19 protein-coding genes are annotated in these 16,297 nt (G+C 55.3%); 8 read left to right on the top strand and 11 right to left on the bottom strand.

Annotated elements, in window-relative coordinates; genetic code table 11:
- Positions 1 to 40: 40 nt before the first annotated feature.
- Together FT726_RS22275 and FT726_RS22270 are read right to left on the bottom strand one after the other, a co-directional pair.
- Positions 41 to 1,147 (bottom strand): ABC transporter substrate-binding protein, encoded by a 1,107-nt coding sequence (locus FT726_RS22275; protein WP_222952267.1) that lies wholly within the window; start codon positions 1,145 to 1,147, stop codon positions 41 to 43.
- Between the two features lie 150 nt (positions 1,148 to 1,297).
- Positions 1,298 to 2,050 carry an IclR family transcriptional regulator gene (locus FT726_RS22270; RefSeq protein ID WP_010615761.1) on the bottom strand — a complete coding sequence of 251 codons (753 nt, stop codon included), beginning with the start codon at positions 2,048 to 2,050 and terminating at the stop codon, positions 1,298 to 1,300.
- Positions 2,051 to 2,431: 381 nt separating this feature from the next.
- Between FT726_RS22270 and FT726_RS22265 the strand changes: the two genes are divergently transcribed.
- From FT726_RS22265 to FT726_RS22240, 6 genes are all read left to right on the top strand, one after another.
- Entirely contained in the window at positions 2,432 to 2,824 is a 393-nt protein-coding gene (locus FT726_RS22265; RefSeq protein ID WP_021508748.1) for a RidA family protein, read from the top strand.
- A gap of 193 nt (positions 2,825 to 3,017) precedes the next feature.
- Complete coding sequence (locus tag FT726_RS22260; protein ID WP_021508749.1) at positions 3,018 to 3,854, top strand: transporter substrate-binding domain-containing protein; 837 nt, start codon at positions 3,018 to 3,020, stop codon at positions 3,852 to 3,854.
- A 53-nt stretch (positions 3,855 to 3,907) separates the two neighbouring features.
- Entirely contained in the window at positions 3,908 to 4,645 is a 738-nt protein-coding gene (locus FT726_RS22255; protein ID WP_021508750.1) for an amino acid ABC transporter permease, read from the top strand.
- Positions 4,642 to 5,286: an amino acid ABC transporter permease gene (locus tag FT726_RS22250; RefSeq protein WP_021508751.1), complete on the top strand. Its 645-nt coding sequence runs from the start codon at positions 4,642 to 4,644 to the stop codon at positions 5,284 to 5,286. Before FT726_RS22255 ends, FT726_RS22250 begins: the two co-directional genes overlap by 4 nt.
- Positions 5,283 to 6,020 (top strand): amino acid ABC transporter ATP-binding protein, encoded by a 738-nt coding sequence (locus tag FT726_RS22245; RefSeq protein ID WP_021508752.1) that lies wholly within the window; start codon positions 5,283 to 5,285, stop codon positions 6,018 to 6,020. Before FT726_RS22250 ends, FT726_RS22245 begins: the two co-directional genes overlap by 4 nt.
- A gap of 11 nt (positions 6,021 to 6,031) precedes the next feature.
- A complete protein-coding gene (locus FT726_RS22240; protein ID WP_346303455.1) occupies positions 6,032 to 7,303 on the top strand; it encodes an alanine racemase in 1,272 nt (423 codons plus the stop codon).
- A 125-nt stretch (positions 7,304 to 7,428) separates the two neighbouring features.
- Here the strand turns inward: FT726_RS22240 and FT726_RS22235 are convergent, their stop codons facing one another.
- The 3 genes from FT726_RS22235 to FT726_RS22225 form a co-directional block, all read right to left on the bottom strand.
- Complete coding sequence (locus tag FT726_RS22235; protein WP_058758684.1) at positions 7,429 to 8,130, bottom strand: aspartate/glutamate racemase family protein; 702 nt, start codon at positions 8,128 to 8,130, stop codon at positions 7,429 to 7,431.
- A gap of 150 nt (positions 8,131 to 8,280) precedes the next feature.
- Positions 8,281 to 8,502, bottom strand: a complete 222-nt coding sequence (locus tag FT726_RS22230) for a YdgH/BhsA/McbA-like domain containing protein (RefSeq protein ID WP_010615756.1) — start codon at positions 8,500 to 8,502, stop codon at positions 8,281 to 8,283.
- Positions 8,503 to 8,608: 106 nt separating this feature from the next.
- Positions 8,609 to 10,663: an FUSC family protein gene (locus tag FT726_RS22225; protein WP_346303454.1), complete on the bottom strand. Its 2,055-nt coding sequence runs from the start codon at positions 10,661 to 10,663 to the stop codon at positions 8,609 to 8,611.
- A gap of 242 nt (positions 10,664 to 10,905) precedes the next feature.
- Between FT726_RS22225 and FT726_RS22220 the strand changes: the two genes are divergently transcribed.
- Positions 10,906 to 11,853, top strand: coding sequence for a sulfonate ABC transporter substrate-binding protein (locus FT726_RS22220; RefSeq protein ID WP_346303453.1), 948 nt, complete (start codon positions 10,906 to 10,908; stop codon positions 11,851 to 11,853).
- A 173-nt stretch (positions 11,854 to 12,026) separates the two neighbouring features.
- On the opposite strand, the gene FT726_RS22215 is transcribed toward FT726_RS22220, so the two are convergent.
- From FT726_RS22215 to FT726_RS22205, 3 genes are read right to left on the bottom strand one after another with little or no spacing between them, the layout of a single operon-like run.
- Positions 12,027 to 12,737 (bottom strand): helix-turn-helix transcriptional regulator, encoded by a 711-nt coding sequence (locus FT726_RS22215; protein ID WP_288422291.1) that lies wholly within the window; start codon positions 12,735 to 12,737, stop codon positions 12,027 to 12,029.
- Positions 12,734 to 13,126 (bottom strand): amino acid-binding protein, encoded by a 393-nt coding sequence (locus FT726_RS22210; RefSeq protein ID WP_166710657.1) that lies wholly within the window; start codon positions 13,124 to 13,126, stop codon positions 12,734 to 12,736. The genes FT726_RS22215 and FT726_RS22210 overlap by 4 nt, the downstream gene beginning before the upstream one ends.
- Complete coding sequence (locus FT726_RS22205) at positions 13,119 to 13,442, bottom strand: antibiotic biosynthesis monooxygenase (RefSeq protein WP_288422290.1); 324 nt, start codon at positions 13,440 to 13,442, stop codon at positions 13,119 to 13,121. Before FT726_RS22205 ends, FT726_RS22210 begins: the two co-directional genes overlap by 8 nt.
- A gap of 315 nt (positions 13,443 to 13,757) precedes the next feature.
- On the opposite strand from FT726_RS22205, the gene FT726_RS22200 reads away from it, so the two are divergent.
- Complete coding sequence (locus tag FT726_RS22200) at positions 13,758 to 14,192, top strand: GNAT family N-acetyltransferase (RefSeq protein WP_031279940.1); 435 nt, start codon at positions 13,758 to 13,760, stop codon at positions 14,190 to 14,192.
- A 62-nt stretch (positions 14,193 to 14,254) separates the two neighbouring features.
- Here the strand turns inward: FT726_RS22200 and FT726_RS22195 are convergent, their stop codons facing one another.
- The 3 genes from FT726_RS22195 to FT726_RS22185 all read right to left on the bottom strand — a co-directional run.
- Positions 14,255 to 15,004, bottom strand: coding sequence for a 2-phosphosulfolactate phosphatase (locus FT726_RS22195; protein ID WP_288422289.1), 750 nt, complete (start codon positions 15,002 to 15,004; stop codon positions 14,255 to 14,257).
- Positions 15,005 to 15,017: 13 nt separating this feature from the next.
- Complete coding sequence (locus tag FT726_RS22190) at positions 15,018 to 15,404, bottom strand: VOC family protein (protein ID WP_288422288.1); 387 nt, start codon at positions 15,402 to 15,404, stop codon at positions 15,018 to 15,020.
- A gap of 164 nt (positions 15,405 to 15,568) precedes the next feature.
- Positions 15,569 to 16,297 (bottom strand): MFS transporter (locus FT726_RS22185; protein WP_346303452.1); only part of this gene is annotated, 729 nt, incomplete at its 5' end.

The raw sequence follows: 16,297 nt of genomic DNA, 5'->3' as shown, positions 1-16,297 counted from the left end.
AGGGAAAGCGAACAGCGGGCCGGGCGCCCGCTGCGGGCAATTACTGGTTGTCCGGATAGCTCAGTTCGATGGCATCGTCCGGCAGTTGAGTGAAGGTTTTCACGAGGGTATGGAAATCCGCCACCGGCTTGAGATCGTCAAACTGCTGCGGATAGAGATCCTTCGCGAGGATTTCCATGCCGATAATATTGTACGGGTGATTGTAGAAGTGATGATACACCCCATACACGCGCCCCTGCTTCACCGGCGCGATTTGCGCCAGACCGGTACGCTGCAATAACGTCTGGAACGTGGCACGCACTTCCTGCGGTTGCACGCCGTAACCAAACGGCAGCACATTGCTGTTTGGCCGCTTCGAACCGGTCATGATGTAAACGTCCGGTTTCATGGCGATGATTTTTTCCAGCGCGACAAAGCCGGCATTGCCTGGCAGCAGTGCCGAACCAATATTTTTGCCGCCGACCGCTTCTACCAGGCCACCCCAGCCATTATGGCTGTGGGTAAAGCAGCAGTTATCGCTGTTACCGGCAATGGGTTCGATAAATACCGTGGGTTTGTTTTTGACCTTCGCAACGGCTTGGGTGATGCGGTCGAAGCGCTGCTGGTAAAAATCGGTGTAGGCTTTGGCTTCGCTTTCGCGGTTCAGCACTTTGCCCAGTAGCGTGACGCTCGGGGCGGTGTTTTGTGCCGGATGCAGTTCATAATCGACGAACAGCACCGGGATGTGCAGGTTGTTCAGCGTGCTCAGCACGCCGGATTGTTCCAGCGCCGGCTTAGCGCGCAGCTGCGCAATCATCAGATCCGGTTTCTGCGCCAGCACGCTTTCCAGATTAACCTGGCCCTGATCGCTGAAGCCCATATCAACAATTTTTGTCGCTTCAGGCCAGCGGCGCTTTAGCATATCCCAGGTTTGCGTATCCTGCTTTTTCGGCAGATTGTTCCAGGCCACGACACGTTTAAACGGATTGTCGCGATCGAGCAGCGCCAGCGTCAACACATCGCGCCCATCCTGCAGAATGATGTGCTGCGGTTCTTTGCTGATTGTTTGCGTGTGACCATCCATGTCGGTGACGGTGAGCGGATAGTCAGTCGCGCAGGCTGCGGTTGAGACCAGAATCCCCATTGCCAATAACAGGCGCGTTTTCATGCCAAAACTCCGTGGTAAAAGAAATAGTTATTATTATCAATTACCTTAACACAACCTTAATCACGGCAAAATAAACCCGACGGCACGCGGTTGTAAGCGAATAATACGGCGCCGGGAGCCCGCCGCATTAAGCTGTAGCGAAGCAACGGCTCAGGTGAAATCAGACAATTTTTGCCCGGACGCGATCAGCTCCTGCAACAGCATCTGTCGGCGTTCCGCCGGGGTATCACGACTGACCATAAAGCAGATCGCCGCGACCGCCTGGCCGCTGCGCGAGCGAATCGGTGCAGCCATACAGCAGGTAAAGCTTTCGGACAGACCTTCGGTCATGCAGTAGCCCAGCTGGCCGGCTCGGTGAATCTCTTCAAGGAAGGTCTGCTTATCGAGAATCTGACCGCTGGCCAGCCGGTAATCCTCCTCCGGAATCAGGTCGAGGATGGCGCTGTCCGACCAGTTACTCAGCAGCAAACGACCGGTCGCCGTCCAGGTGATCGGCACGCGCACACCGATATCAGAGGTGATCTTGAACGGATGGGCGTTGCTCTCCGACAGCACCACGGTGTATTTGTTACCTTCCAGCATACACAGCTGGACGGTTTCGCCATGACGCGCCACGATCTCAACCATAAGCTGATGTGCACGACGGATTAGATCGTTGTGGGCCATGTAGTCCGCACCGTAATAGTGCATTTCACGACCGAAAAATACGGCACCTTCCGCATCAAGCTCAACCAGACCCGCTTCACTCAGCAAACTGACCAGTTCATAAATACTGGAGCGCGGTGCACCGGTCGCTTCGATTAAATCCCGCATCGCCATAGGCTGACGCGCGATATGCAGCTGGCGAAAAATATCAATAACCCGGTCAACACCGCGTGCCCGGGACGTTTTTTCATCCGGCATACGCTCACTCCCCTGTCGTTATGGTGCTACTCATCTGCGTTTAAAAAGAGCTGCATGATACACCCGGCAAACGGAATTACCCATCCCCACAATAATAAAAATCTTTCCGGCGAATTTATTTATCATGCGCTATTTTCGGGCCCCATTGTGGCGCATAAAAAGGATGAGCCTCACTGTTAATTTCGATAGCGGTCACATTTCCATTCAAAAAAATCAGGCACTGGATTTTATTTTGCGATCGCACCAGCACGGCAAAAAATTAATTGCCGATTGGCATATTGCAAAAAAGCAACAGCTGTGCAAATCTCGTCCTATCCGGTATTGCAGATAGCAGTCTGGTATATCAGACAGAAACAGAAGTGTGCAAAGGAGCAGAAAGACATGACGATCAAACGTTATGGCATTGAGGGCGGTACCGGTACCGGCGGGCAAAAATTGCCGTTCGCCCGCGCCGTTGAGGCCGATGGCTGGCTGTATATCTCAGGCCAGACGCCGATGCGCGACGGCGAAGTAGTAGAGGGCGGCATCATCGAACAGACACAGTTAGCGTTCGACAACTGCCTCACCATCATGCGCGAAGCGGGTTATCGCGTGGAGGATGTGGTCCATGTGACAGCGGTGTTGACCGACGCGCGTTATTTCAGTTCTTTCAACAAAGTATTCAGTGAGATATTCAGTGGTCATCCACCGGCGCGTATTTGTAGCGTGCAGGATTTAGTGGTCGACTGCAAAGTCGAAGTGGACATGAAATGTTTCCGCGCCGACCGTAAATAAGTAATGCCGTTCAACCAGGCTGAGATGTTCATTTTCTTCGCCAACACCAGGCCAGCCTGATATTAATTAATGCATTTGCTTTTTCAATAAAATAACCCGAAATACGCGGTGCGGCCGCTGCGCTGGCGATCGTCTATTAAACGGGTGATGCGGAATAACGCCGTCTCGTCAAACATTTAAAGAGAGCATAAAGATGAATGCAACATCGCTGAAATTAAGTGCCAAAACCGTGGCCGGTGCGCTGGTCTTGCTGGCGATAGCAGGCTGTACGCCGACCGAAGAGAAAAAAGAGGCTGGCGCCGCGCCACAGTCGGCGCTGCAAACCGTGCTGCAGCGCGGCACATTGCGCGTCGGTGACTGCCTGAGCTTCGCACCGTTCGGTTTTTATGACAAAGACGGCAACCCGGATGGTTACGACGTTGACCTGGCGAAAGCGCTGGCTAAAGAGATGGGCGTGAAGCTGGAAATGGTCAACACCACCAGCGCCAACCGCATCCCTAATCTGCAAACCAACAAAGTCGATGTGGTGTTTTGTAACTTCACCCGCAATCTGGAACGTGCCAAAGAGATTGGCTTCACCCATCCGTACGTAGTAGCCAGTGAGGCAATGCTGGTGCGCAAAAACAGCGGCATTCAGTCTGCGCATGACATGGCCGGCAAAACCATTGCCACGGTGAAAGGCTCGACCAATGGCGACGAAGTGCGCAACCTCGGCATCGACGTGAAAATTCAGGAGTACGACTCATCCCAGGCGGCGATTCTGGCCGTCAAACAGGGTCAGGCTGATGCGATGATCGAGGATAACAACTTCCTCGCTTACCAGGCGAAGCTCGATCCGTCACTGGCCGTGACCAACGAAGCGCTGGTACCACTGGAATACAACGCCTTTGGGGTGAAACAGGGCGACCAGGTATGGACCAATTACCTCAACGAATTCCTGTTTGAAATCAACGCATCCGGTGAGAACGCCCAGCTGTATGAGAAATGGTTTGGCAGCAAACCACGTTATCCGCTGAATCCGCAATACTGATTGTCCGCCCACGGCGCAGTCGCACAGGCTGCGCCGCCTGAAGGAGTCATACCATGAGTTATCAATGGCTAACCCTGTGGCGTTACGCCGACACCTTTCTGGAGGCCGCGTGGCTCACGCTGCAGGTTACCCTGCTGGCGTTCGCGCTGGCGGTGGCGCTCGGTCTGCTGGCCGCACTGGCGAAATCTTCACCGCTGGCGCCGCTGCGCTGGATCAGCCACTGTTATGTTGAGTTCATCCGCAATACGCCGGTGCTGCTGCAAATTTTTATCATCTTTTTTGGCCTGCCGTCGCTCGGTATCACCATGAGCGCCTTTACCGCCGGGGTGCTGGCACTCGGGATTAACGTCGGTGCCTATTTGTCGGAAACCTTCCGCGCCGGTATTCAGTCCGTGGCGAAGGGCCAGCTGGAAGCGGCGTATATCCTCGGCATTCCGCGCCACCAGATTTTCCTCAGCGTGGTGCTGCCCCAGGCGGCTCGCGCCGTCTGGCCGGCGATCATCAATAACCTGATTCAGCTGCTGCTCGGTACGTCGCTGCTCTCGGCGATCGCACTGCCGGAGTTGACCGGCACCGCCACGGTGATCAACGCGCGCACCCTGCTTTATATCCAGACCTTCAGTGTCGTTGCCCTGGTGTATCTGGTGCTGAGCAACCTGTTTTCATGGCTTGGCACCGTGGCCGGACGCCGGCTGTTCCACCCGCCGCTGGTGACGCCGGTAAAAAAGTCCGGCTGGCGGTGGGCAAAAAAATGGCTGATTAATCCAGTGAAACGGGAGAATGCGTTATGAGCGAACTTATCATCAGCTCGCTGCCAATCCTGCTGAAAGGGCTGGTCATCACCTTACTGCTGTCCATCGCCGCTATCGCCGGCAGCACCCTGCTCGGTTTACTGGCCGCGGTGCTTCGCACCAGCCGTCTGCCGATCGCCAGAGAGATTGCCGTGCTGTACACCGAGCTGTTTCGCGGTACGCCGGTACTGATCACCCTGATGTTCATTTACTTCGGCGTGGCCTATTTTGGCTATGAAATCAATTTGTTCGCCGCCGGCATTCTGGGCCTGAGCATTTATCAGGGCGCTTACATTGCTGAAGTGTTCCGGGCCGGCATTGAAGCCGTGCCGAAAGGGCAGTGGGAAGTGTCGTGGATCCTCGGATTATCAAAACGCCAGACGTTTCTCAGCGTAGTGCTGCCGCAAACGCGCGGCATCGTGCTGCCGCCGCTGGTGGGCCAGTATCTTTCGCTGATCAAAGATACATCGATTGTCAGCATGATCGGCATGTCGGAGCTGATGCACCAGGGGCAGGCGATTGTCGATCGCATTGGCCAGCCGGTGGTGGTTTACGGCCTGGTCGCCCTGCTCTACTTCGCTGTCTGCTTTCCGCTTTCCCGTTGGGTTCAACATCATCAAACCAGGAGCCAGTTATCATGAGCAAATCCGCCATTACGCTGAGCCGTATTACCAAATCCTTTGGCGCAACTCAGGTACTGAAAGAGATCAGCCTGGACGTGTCGCCGGGCGAAGTGCTGGTGCTGATTGGCGCCTCCGGCTCGGGAAAAAGTACCGTGCTGCGCATTATGAGTGGTCTGGAAACCGCCGACGGCGGTGAAATCTGGGTCAATGAAGTGCCGCTGCACGACCGTAAACGCAGCAGCGAAATTTGCGGCCACGTCGGCATGGTGTTTCAGCAGTTCAACCTGTTCCCGCACAAAACCGCCCTCGGCAACGTGACGCTGGCGCTGATTAAGGCGCAGAAACTGTCCGAAGCGGAAGCCAACAAACGCGGCATGGCAGCGCTGACACGCGTTGGCCTGGCGGAGCGCGCGCATCACTATCCGGCTCAGCTCTCCGGCGGGCAGCAACAGCGAGTGGCAATTGCCCGCGCGCTGGCGGTCGAGCCGAAAATCATGTTCTTCGATGAAGCCACCTCCGCGCTCGATCCCGAGCTGGTTGGTGAAGTGATGGAAGTGATGCGCAGTCTGGCACGGGAAGGCATGACCATGGTGGTGGTGACGCATGAGATGGGCTTTGCGCGTAAAACCGCCGATCGCGTGGTGTTTATGGACCAGGGCGTGATCGCCGAACAGGGTTCGCCGGAGCAGATTTTTGTCAATCCGCAGAATCCGCGCACTCAGCAGTTTTTGTCGCGCGTGCTTGAACACTAACAGGAGGCAGGATGTCGATTCACTTCCCTTTGCAGGCCGACGGCACGCTGGATGCGCTGCAACCTGCGCCGCGTTTTAAATCGGTGGCCGGCTCCGGCAATCAGCCGCTGGCTAACGGTACGCCGGTATTTAACAGCCCTGACGTTTTCTCACCGCTGATGCTGATGAAACAATCGGCGCTGGAGAATAACCTGCGGCAACTGGCGGCGTTCTGCCAGGAAAACGGCGTGATGCTGGCCGCGCACGGCAAAACCTCGATGTCGCCGGCAATTCTGCGCCGTGCCGTCAGTGAAGGCGGCGCCTGGGGCCTGAGCGCAGCGACGCCGGCCCAGGTGCGCGCGCTGCGCCAGTTTGGCATCCGCAACGTGTTTCTCGCCAATGAACTGGTGGATCCCGCCGGGATCCGCTGGATTGGCCAGTGGCAACAGCAGCATCCCGACCACGGCTTTCTCTGTTATGTGGATTCGCTGCAGGGCGTAAAACTGCTTGAGCAGCATCTCGGCGGCGCGCAGATCGCCGTACTGCTGGAGATGTCGGTCAGCGGCGGCCGCACCGGCTGTCGCTCGCCGCAGGCTGCGCTGGAAATCGCCCATGCAATCCATGACAGCCAATCGCTGCAGCTGGTGGGTGTGGCCGGTTATGAAGGTGCGCTGGGTGCCGGACGCGATGCCGCAGGCGTGCAGCGGGTGAAAGATTACTGCGAGATGATGATCGCGACCGCCGCGCTGCTGGCTGAACACCAGCTGTTTGCCAGCGGGGAAATTATTCTCAGCGCCGGCGGTGGCGCGTGGTTTGATGTGGCCGCGGCCTGCTTCAGCGCGGCACAGTTGCCGCTGCCGGTCACGCCGCTGATTCGATCCGGTGCGTACATGGCACATGACAGCGGCTTGTATGCACGCATTGCCCCCTTTGCGCAGCCGGGTGCAACGCACCATTTCAGCGCCGCACTGGAGATCTGGGGCCGCGTGTTATCGCGTCCGGAGCCGGGGCTGGCCTTTGTCGATTTCGGCCGGCGCGATGTGCCGTTCGATCAGGATCTGCCCAATCCGCTGTGGATTCGTCAGGCGGACGGCAGCGCACCGCGCGCGGCTACGCATTTGCGCATCACCGACGTCAACGATCAGCACGCTTATTTGCAGTTACCGGCGGACGATCCGCTGCAACCGGGCGACTGGATTGGCTGCGGCATTTCCCATCCCTGTACCGCATTTGACAAGTGGCGTTATTTACCGTTGGTGGATGATGACTATTGCGTCACCGATTCACTGGAAACCGCGTTCTGACGCTTTTTCAGCCACAAAAAAGGCTGCCAGTGCTGGCAGCCAGTTCTGGCACATCCCTGTGCGACCATGCGGGTCGGCGTTGTGCCTTCAATGAACACATAATAACACAGATTATAATTAGCAGGCTAGTTATTTGTTGCCAGCGCCAGCTTCACCGCGTCCTGCGCATGGATTAATGTGGTATCGAACAGCGGCACCGCCGCATCCTCCGCTTTAACCAGCAGCGTGATTTCGGTACAGCCAAGGATAATGGCTTCAGCCCCTTGTGCCACCAGCTGAGCGATGATGTCACGGTACTGCGCGCGTGATTCTTCACGGATCACGCCGAGGCACAGCTCCTGATAAATAATGTCGTGCACCGTTTTACGTCCGGTAGCGTCCGGTACCAGCACCTCGATGTCATATTGCTGCTCAAGGCGCCCTTTATAGAATTCCTGCTCCATGGTGAACGCGGTCGCCAGCAGACCGACGCGTTTCACGCCGGCCTGACGAATGCGTTGTGCCGTGGCGTCAGCGATATGCAGCAGCGGAATGCGGGTGGCCGTGGTGATCTGATCGGCGACTTTGTGCATGGTGTTGGTGCACAGCACAATGAAATCCGCCCCGCCCTTCTCCAGGCTACGGGCGGCTTCGGCCAGGATTTCACCGGCCTGCTGCCATTCACCGGCGACCTGCAATTTCTCAATTTGCTGAAAATCGACGCTGTACATCAGGCTGCGCGCCGAGTGCAGTCCGCCCAGCTGTTGCTTTACCTGTTCATTGATGATGCGGTAATAGAGCGCGGTGGATTCCCAGCTCATGCCGCCAATCAGGCCAATCATTTTCATCAGTTACCGTTCCCCACGGAAATTAGCTCGTCTGGCACTGTACGGTATTCAATGAAGGCTTGAAAGCATCGCGGCGCTGAACCGCATCGCAGGCACAAAAAAGCCCGGGCTAACCCGGGCTAAGCACGTTAACGGAGAAAGGGATTGTTATTATTTGTACAGCTCAGCAGTCATGTCCACGCCGTTGTCTGCGCGGGCGCTGGTGATTTTGTAGCTGTCTGCACCACTCGCTTTAGCCTGAGCGGCAACCTGGGCTTCAGCGCTATCCAGGGTGCTGCCGTGAACGGAGATGCTTTCAGCGGCGAAGCTACCGAAAGAGATCATAGAAAGAGCAGCAACAGCAGCGATGGTCAGAGTTTTTACGTTTTTCATGGTCATATTCCTTCAATGTTTGGGTCAGAGCTGAATGCTCTGCATAGGAGTTATAGTAACCATTGTTATTATTACCGACCTAACAAAAAGTGCGATCTTAATCACACTATGTGCGGTTTTGCTCTGCCAGCGGCTGCGGCCAGCGCGCGCCATGAAAGAGCGACAAACGGATATTAAACAGATGAAACAGCGGCGCAAACAGCGCATTTTCCTGCTGCGCCGCCGCCTCCAGCCGTAGCAGCAACACATCAAGCTCATGCAGCAGCGCCGGCGATGGCGTGCTGTCCAGCGTTTTCAGCCGCTGCTTAAGAAACTGACTCAGCTCGTGAAACATGGCTGCGCTTTCTATCTGGTTCGCCAGCAGCAGGTGCCGATGACGGGTGTAATAGTCATAGCAGTTAGCCCCGAGCCAGGCTTCCGCAATCAGGTTGCCGCCCGCCACCAGTTCCGGTGCCGGATCGACGCGTTTACGCGGCAGAATCACGTTTACCCTGTCCAGCGTGCGTGCGACAAATTGCTGCCGCGCCGTCAGCGTGGCGGTGTTCATGCGCAGCGCGGTAATAAACTGCAGCAGATCGCGAATGCCTTTACGCAGCGCGCGCGTGGCCGTCCACGCCGGGCGTTTGTTGCGAATCAGCAGCGTCAGCACCAGCGCAACGGCAATGCCCACCAGCGTGGAGATCATGGCATTCACTATAAGCTGCAAATCGGGTTTGAAATGGTGGCTCATGCCGATCAAACCGGGGATCTGCGTGGCGACGATGAGACCGATCAGGTTGGTGGACGGATTGGCAATCACCAGCCCTAAAGCAAACAATCCCGGCGCGAGGCAAATCACCAGCGCTTCAAACGTCACCGCCTGCGGGATCAGCAGCGTGACGTAAATCAGGCTGATCGCCATGGAGATCAGTACGCCCTTCAGAAACAGCTTCATCGGCGCGATGGGGCTATCCAGCCCGGCGAAGAACGAACACAGCACCGCCGCCATCATCGGCGCGGTTGAACCATCACGCCAGCCGCTACCGATCCAGAACAGGCAACTGGCAAAGGTGGCGATGAAGGCAGTAAAGCACGACAGCAGCAATAGCCCTTTATCGACATGCTTGTGCGCGCGTGACGCCTTGCCCGGTTTCACCGCTGGCGTCCAGTCACTGACGCGCTCGCTGACGCTGTGGTAAGCATCAGCAATACGGACAAAGTTGAGTAACCGTTCCAGCAGACCGATGAGCAAAATGCTCTCTTCACTGTTAAGCCGCCCTGCGCGCCAGGCCTGCTGCAGCTGTTCCTGAGCGTCGGTGAGGCGATCGCGCACCGGCTGCTGCACATCACCGTTCAGCCATTGTAAAAATTGCTGAAAGGCCGTCGCGACATAATCGGGAAAGCGGATCTGCTGCTGTGCCAGCAGATTCAGACGCGATTCAATGGCGGTGAGCGTCGGGATAAGGTACGACAGATGCTGATACTGCACGCTGACCAGCCGCACCAGCCGCCGCGCGGCATCCCCTTCATAAACGCAGTGGGTGATCAGCGTTTCGACGTTAAGCGGATAGTTGGCCATCTGCACCAGAATATCCTCGCGCTCCAGCGATTTTGCCGCAGGCATCGCCGTCATCAGCTCGCTACACAATTTACGCGCGATCTGATACCACAGCCCTACGCTCTGTTCGAGCAGATGGCGCATCGAAACCGGGAAGATCAGCCGATGCACCAGGCTGCTGCAGACAATCGCCACGGTGATTTCCTCAATGCGGGAAATTACCGTATAGGTAATGGCGCCGGGCGAGGTCACATCGGGAAAGCCCATAATGGCGGCGCTGTAGCCGGCCAGCATGAAGACGTAACTTTTTGGCGTGCGGTCGTGCAGCGAGAGATACAGGCAGACGGCAACCCAAAGTGAAATACACAGGCTGAACAGCATCGGCGACTGGACCGTAGCCGGATAGATCAACAGAGTAAACAGTCCGCCCAGCACGGTGCCAAAAAAGCGAAACACCGATTTGGACACCGTCGAAGCGGAATACAGCTGCGAGGCAACATACACGGTGGTCAGTGACCAGGCGGGTTTGTCCAGGTTGAGTTCCAGCGCAAGATAAAAAGCCAGAAAGGCGGCCAGACAGGTTTTGGCAGAGAACAGTACGGCGCTTCGGGAAAACCACTTCATAGAACGGGAGCAACCTATAGCAGGCAACGTTATCGCTTATCCTGACAGAAGCCTGCGGCGTTGACATTTTGATTTGTTATACAAATTATTACCGTGCTAATTATCCGGTTCTCTATGCAACTTGCCCATTACAGTGAATGCTGATGCAAGCTGGAATTAGAGTTATAAGCGATATTAAAAAGTTATTTATTGGTTATATAACAACTTTGCCAGGATGGAGGAAAAACCACGAGAGACGTCCCATGAAAGCACAACGTTTTGCCCTGAGCGCACTGGCACTCAGCTTCGGCCTGCTCGCAACGCACGCCTTTGCCGCCAACCCGGAAACCGTCACCATCGGCTATCAGAAAGCCAACATTTTTGCACTGCTGAAATATCGCGGCACGCTGGATGAGAGCTTCAAAAAAGAGGGTATTGCGGTGCGCTGGGTGGAATTCCCCGCCGGCCCGCAAATGCTGGAGGGGTTGAACGTGGGCAGTATCGATCTGGCCGCCACCGGCGATGCGCCACCCGCCTTCGCGCAGGCGGCAAAAGCCGATCTGATTTATCTCGGACATTCACCCGCCAACCCTAAAACCGAAGCCATTGTGGTACCGAAAGACTCACCCATCAAAAGCGTGGCCGATCTCAAAGGCAAACGCATTGGCCTGAACAAGGGTTCAGACGTCAATTATCTGCTGGTGAAAGCGCTGGAAGATGCCGGGCTGAACTATAAAGATGTCACGCCGGTGTACCTGCCGCCGGCCGATGCGCGCGCCGCCTTCCAGAAGGGCGCAATTGATGCCTGGGTGATCTGGGATCCCTATCTGGCTGAGGTCGAAGCCAACGCCGGCGCGCGTGAAGTGCGCAACGCCGAAGGTCTGGTGCCGCACTACACCTTCTATCTTGCCAGCCGCCCGTTTGCCGAAAACCACCCGCAAACGGCTAAGCAGGTGGTTGACGAGTTGAGCAAGCTGAGCGACTGGGCCAATCAGCATCAGGATGAAGCCGCCGCGATTCTGGCGAAATCTACCGGTCTGGATAAATCCATCTGGCAGACCACGCTGCAACGCCTGCCTTATGGCGCGTCACGCATGTCACCGCAGGTGTTTGCGGAACAGCAGGCGCTGGCGGACACCTTCACCCGCGTCGGCCTGCTACCGGTGAAGGTTGATGTGCGCAGCGCGACCTGGTCGCTGGATAAGAACTAACCCCTCTATGTTCTGGCGATTAAGCGCCTGACCTGAAGCGGAGTAAGCCTGTTTTCTACGGCCGGACGGTAAGTTACCGCATCCTGAGGGCAAACTTATCGCCCTCCGCTTAACCTTTCACAATGAAGATATGCCGGCTCACCTGATCACATCGACCGGTACCTGACGTTAATTCAGCTGATTTTCAGCTTAAACAGCCGATTCATTGCCACCCGGCCTGAATCGGTTACGTTGACTTCACGGTATCCCTGTATACGCTTTACCCATTCTTTTTGCAGGAAAAGCGTAAACAGGGCTGAGCCCGCGTCACCGCCGAGGTGGAAACGCCTTTCACTCCAGTCCAGACAGGGGCAACAGGGCTTGCGCCGTGTGCGGGAGTTAAGTAAAACGCCCACGTTCTCAAAATGGATTTTGCCGGCTGATGTCAGTCCCGAACCCTCTGCTTCCAGCCAGTTTTCCCTAAGCATAAAGTCATAAATTTCGACAGCAAGCTCGCCTGCCAGATGGTCATAGCAGGTGCGTGCATAACGCAGATGAAGCGGCGTACTGGAAACGGGGGCCTTAATGGTCCCCATGGAAACCCCCATCAGGTTTTCCAGCAATCCGGCGATAGGATGGCCAGCCAGACTGTAATAGCGATGACGACCCTGCATCATGCAAATGACCAGACCGTTGCTGAGGAGTCGGTTCAGATGCCCGCTGGTTGTCGATGCTGCTATGCCAGCCACTACGCTAAGTTCGGTCGCTGTCCATGCGCGCCCGTCCATCAGCGCGCACAGAATAGCCACCCTTGACGGGTCTGCCAGCGCAGATGCCACCATTGCCATTGATGTTTCAAGGACATTATCCGGCTCACTTTCGCGCGTTTGGTTAACAAGGTTCATTCAGAAGCTACTGCCCATTTTCGGGTTACTTCGGCTGCCCGGACATCATCATCCGTAATGAGAATGAGCCGGTTATGGTGGTCGCTGTACTGTACCAGAATATTGATGCCGTTCCGGGCAAGCGTGTCAGCGATTTCGCCCAGCTCTCCGGGACGTTCCTGCGCTAATTTTCTGACCAGAGGACGACAGAGGTTGCCGACTTCAAAACCGGCTTCAGTTAATACCGTGCGCGCTTTATTACCGTCTTCAACCAGAAAGTGTGCATGTCCGCCTTCCGGTGTTGTAAATACGCCACCCCCTTCAAGACCCACACCGTTTTTCCCCAACACACTCCCCAGTAAACCCAGCGAGCCCGGGCTATTTTTGAGAATAACGTGAATGTCATGCATGCGGATTGGTTCCCTTATCAGAAGAGTAATCACGGAATACGCTGGCTACCCGTATTCTGTAGAATGAAAAAATCGACTGCCTGCCTTCTTGCTGCGCGGCCTGATGCATCACATTGCGTTTCCATCCGGCGACAGCATCCTCATCTTCCCACCAGGACAAAGAGAGGATCTTGCCGGGCGTGGTCAGGCTCTGGAAGCGTTCTATGGAAATAAATCCGGGCGTGTCGGATAAAAGAGGCGTCAGCTCAGAAGCAAGTTGAAGATATCGCTCCTGAGCTGCTGGCAGGGCTTCTGCCTCAAAAAGTACTGCAATCATGGTCCGCTCCTTCGTTAATTTTCAGACAGCTTAATGAAGACAAAGCCATGTTGCTTCGGCCGGTACCGAAGTGTCTGTGTCAGCGAAGCCATCGGCATGAAAAAGCGATAAACAGCAAACGCAGAAGTTAAAAGGCGGGAATATGGAACCACTGGCTATGACCGCTTCTGATACAAAGCGGATTCATATACACTTCGATGTCTGGTATAAGCGAAAAACAGACATTACAAGCAGTTTTGGACTGAAACCCTAATGGCTTCACAATAATGACATCAATACTAAAATTTATGCTTATCCTGGAATGGAGTTATACCTCTGAACATAAATATAAGAACCGCCCAGGCAGCTGATATCGATGGCATGTTTCATGTCAGAATCTCAGTTATCGAGAATCATTTAAGTCGTGAGGAAATGCAGCGAATCGGGATTACCGAAAACGTAGTAGCTGATTTGATTGAAAAGAGTTGCTGTGCATGGGTTGCGACTGATAACGAAAAAATTATTGGTTTTTCTATGATTTTACCTGATGAAGGCTGCCTTTTTGCTGCCTTTGTTCTCCCGGAGTACGAAGGCAGGGGTATAGGCCGCAGGCTTGTTGAAATCGCGGAAAAGGAATTATTCAGGCATCATGAGATTGCCTGGCTTGAAACTGACAAACAAAGTCGTGCAGCAAAATTTTACATACAGCTCGGCTGGGGCAATAAAATTGACATCAATGACACAGATATCAGATTAGAGAAACATCGCTGAGTGAAATCTACAGCAATATTCATTGATGTCGGCTCCTGGCACAAAGCGCGCCGTCTGGTCGGTCAGAAACTATTTTGCCCGGGCAATGCTGACATATAGGCATCACCCCAAAGCCGACATTCCAGGCTGGACTTGTCTACTTCAAGGCAGAGATCGACATCCGCGGCGAATCCACGTTGCATCAGCTCTATTGCAGACGAACACTCCCGTAGAAGCACCAGGTTTTGCTTCTGGTAACGCTGCCAGACAGCCACCGCAGCCTCTGCTTCTGGTGAGCAATTTTGACGCCCCATTGCAGCGATAATTCCGCCAGCAGCCACATAATCCTCAATACTGGGGCGAAGGCTCCCATCGGGCCAGCGTTCTCCGCAGGGAATTACCAGCACACGGCCGAAGGAACGGCAGGCATTCGCGGTCGCAGATATGTTTCTGAAACAGCCGCTCAACACTGCTATTCCAGCATCCCTTGCTTTGAATGAAACGGCTGAACCGTTAGGCGATGGGAGGACCAGTTTTTCACCCTCGCTTATGTTTCTTAGCGAAGCCGGCGATAGGCTATAACCTTCACCGCTGAATCGTCTGTCCGGACTCGCTGTGCTGGCTCCCATTTTCAAACCATATTCAATAGCAGAAGCATCTTTCCAGGGGTACGGATAGACACAGGCACCATTATTGACAGCCATACTGACGCAAGTTGAGAACGACATAACGTCAACAATGACAACGCAGTCGACCTCCCCGGCAAGATGCTCTACCGCAGGCAGGCCCCACTCAAGACGAACCGCAAATTTTTCCTGACTGAACCATTGCACGAGGCTTTCTCCGTTATTCCCACGCCCTGTTTTGCATCACCACCCGGTACCCGTCGGGATCGACGAAGGTTTTCCCATTCACATCCCAGTAAGGATTAAAAGAATTCGTCCGTTTAAAACCCGCTTCAATCATGGTTTCGCATGCCAGCTTCCATGCATTTTCATCCGGATAATAGAGGACAAGGAGATCGTCTTCGGTTGGCGAGGGTTTAACGGGATGTCCCGGGCAGCAGGTGAATTCGAGGTGCCAGTCGAGGTCTTTTCGCCCCAGCATCACGCCATTGAAACCGTCGTGATCGTGGAATTCGGCAATTTTTTGCAGACCCAGTCCCTGACTAAACATCAGAACCGATCGTTCAAGCTGGGAGACGGGTCTGGCAATGCGCATGTGCGTGAACATCTGGCTTGACTCCTGAAAACGTTTTTCTGGGTATTGTTAACCAGGTAGAGTTTACACATGATCGGGCTGGTCATTTGTCGATGAGAGCCTGCGCAACCTGCCCTGCCCGCGTTGTGCGCGTCTGGCTATGCTCCGCGCCGTTATAACCCGAATGGCAGCAACGGTTATTCAGGTTTCCCGATCGGCGCGCCGCGCAGCGGGCGACAAATCAGGGTCATGGCAACGGCGCTGCACAGGGGAAACAGCGCCAGCAGCAGCCAGGGATAAACAGCCTGCGTTGAAGGGACAAGCGCGTTGTCCAGCAGCGGTCCAAACATTAAATTTCCGGCCAGCACCGCGAAGCCGCCGGCGGTGGCCAGGGCGCCGTAATGCGCCCCCAGTGTCGCGGGGTCGGCAAAACGGGGAATCAAATCCTTGGCCGACGGCACCAGCAGCATCTGGCCGAATGTTAAAAACGTCACCAGACACACCGCAGGGATCAATCGCAGCCAGCCGTCAGGCGGGGTTGTTGACGCGAACAGGGCCACGCTGGCAAACGCGGCGGAGAGCAGCAAAAAACCCACCGGTAAAACTTTTACCGTTCCCACGCGTCGTGCAAAGCGCGCCAGCGGCAGCTGAAAAGCGATGATCAACACCGAGGCCAGCATAAAGAGCGGGCCGAGATCTTTCTCGCTGCCGCCTGCTCGCCGAATCTCCACTGGCAAAGCCAGATACAGCTGGTTGTAGCTCAAAAGCCACGAGCTGTAAGCCACGATGAAAGCGACAAAACGCGGCTGGCGAAAGGTCATCCACCAGGGGACAATTTTTAGCGCCTGTTTGCTGTTACCTGTAGCAGGGAGAAAAAAGTACAGCACCATCAGCGCGATGACAAAGACCGCTGCCCCTGCCAGCGC

Origin of the sequence: Pantoea sp. Morm (assembly GCF_016643525.1) — a bacterium.
In the GTDB taxonomy this organism is placed as follows: domain Bacteria; phylum Pseudomonadota; class Gammaproteobacteria; order Enterobacterales; family Enterobacteriaceae; genus Pantoea; species Pantoea dispersa.
Note: the sequence above shows the minus strand (reverse complement) of the source record. Positions and strands in the feature narration are given on the sequence as shown.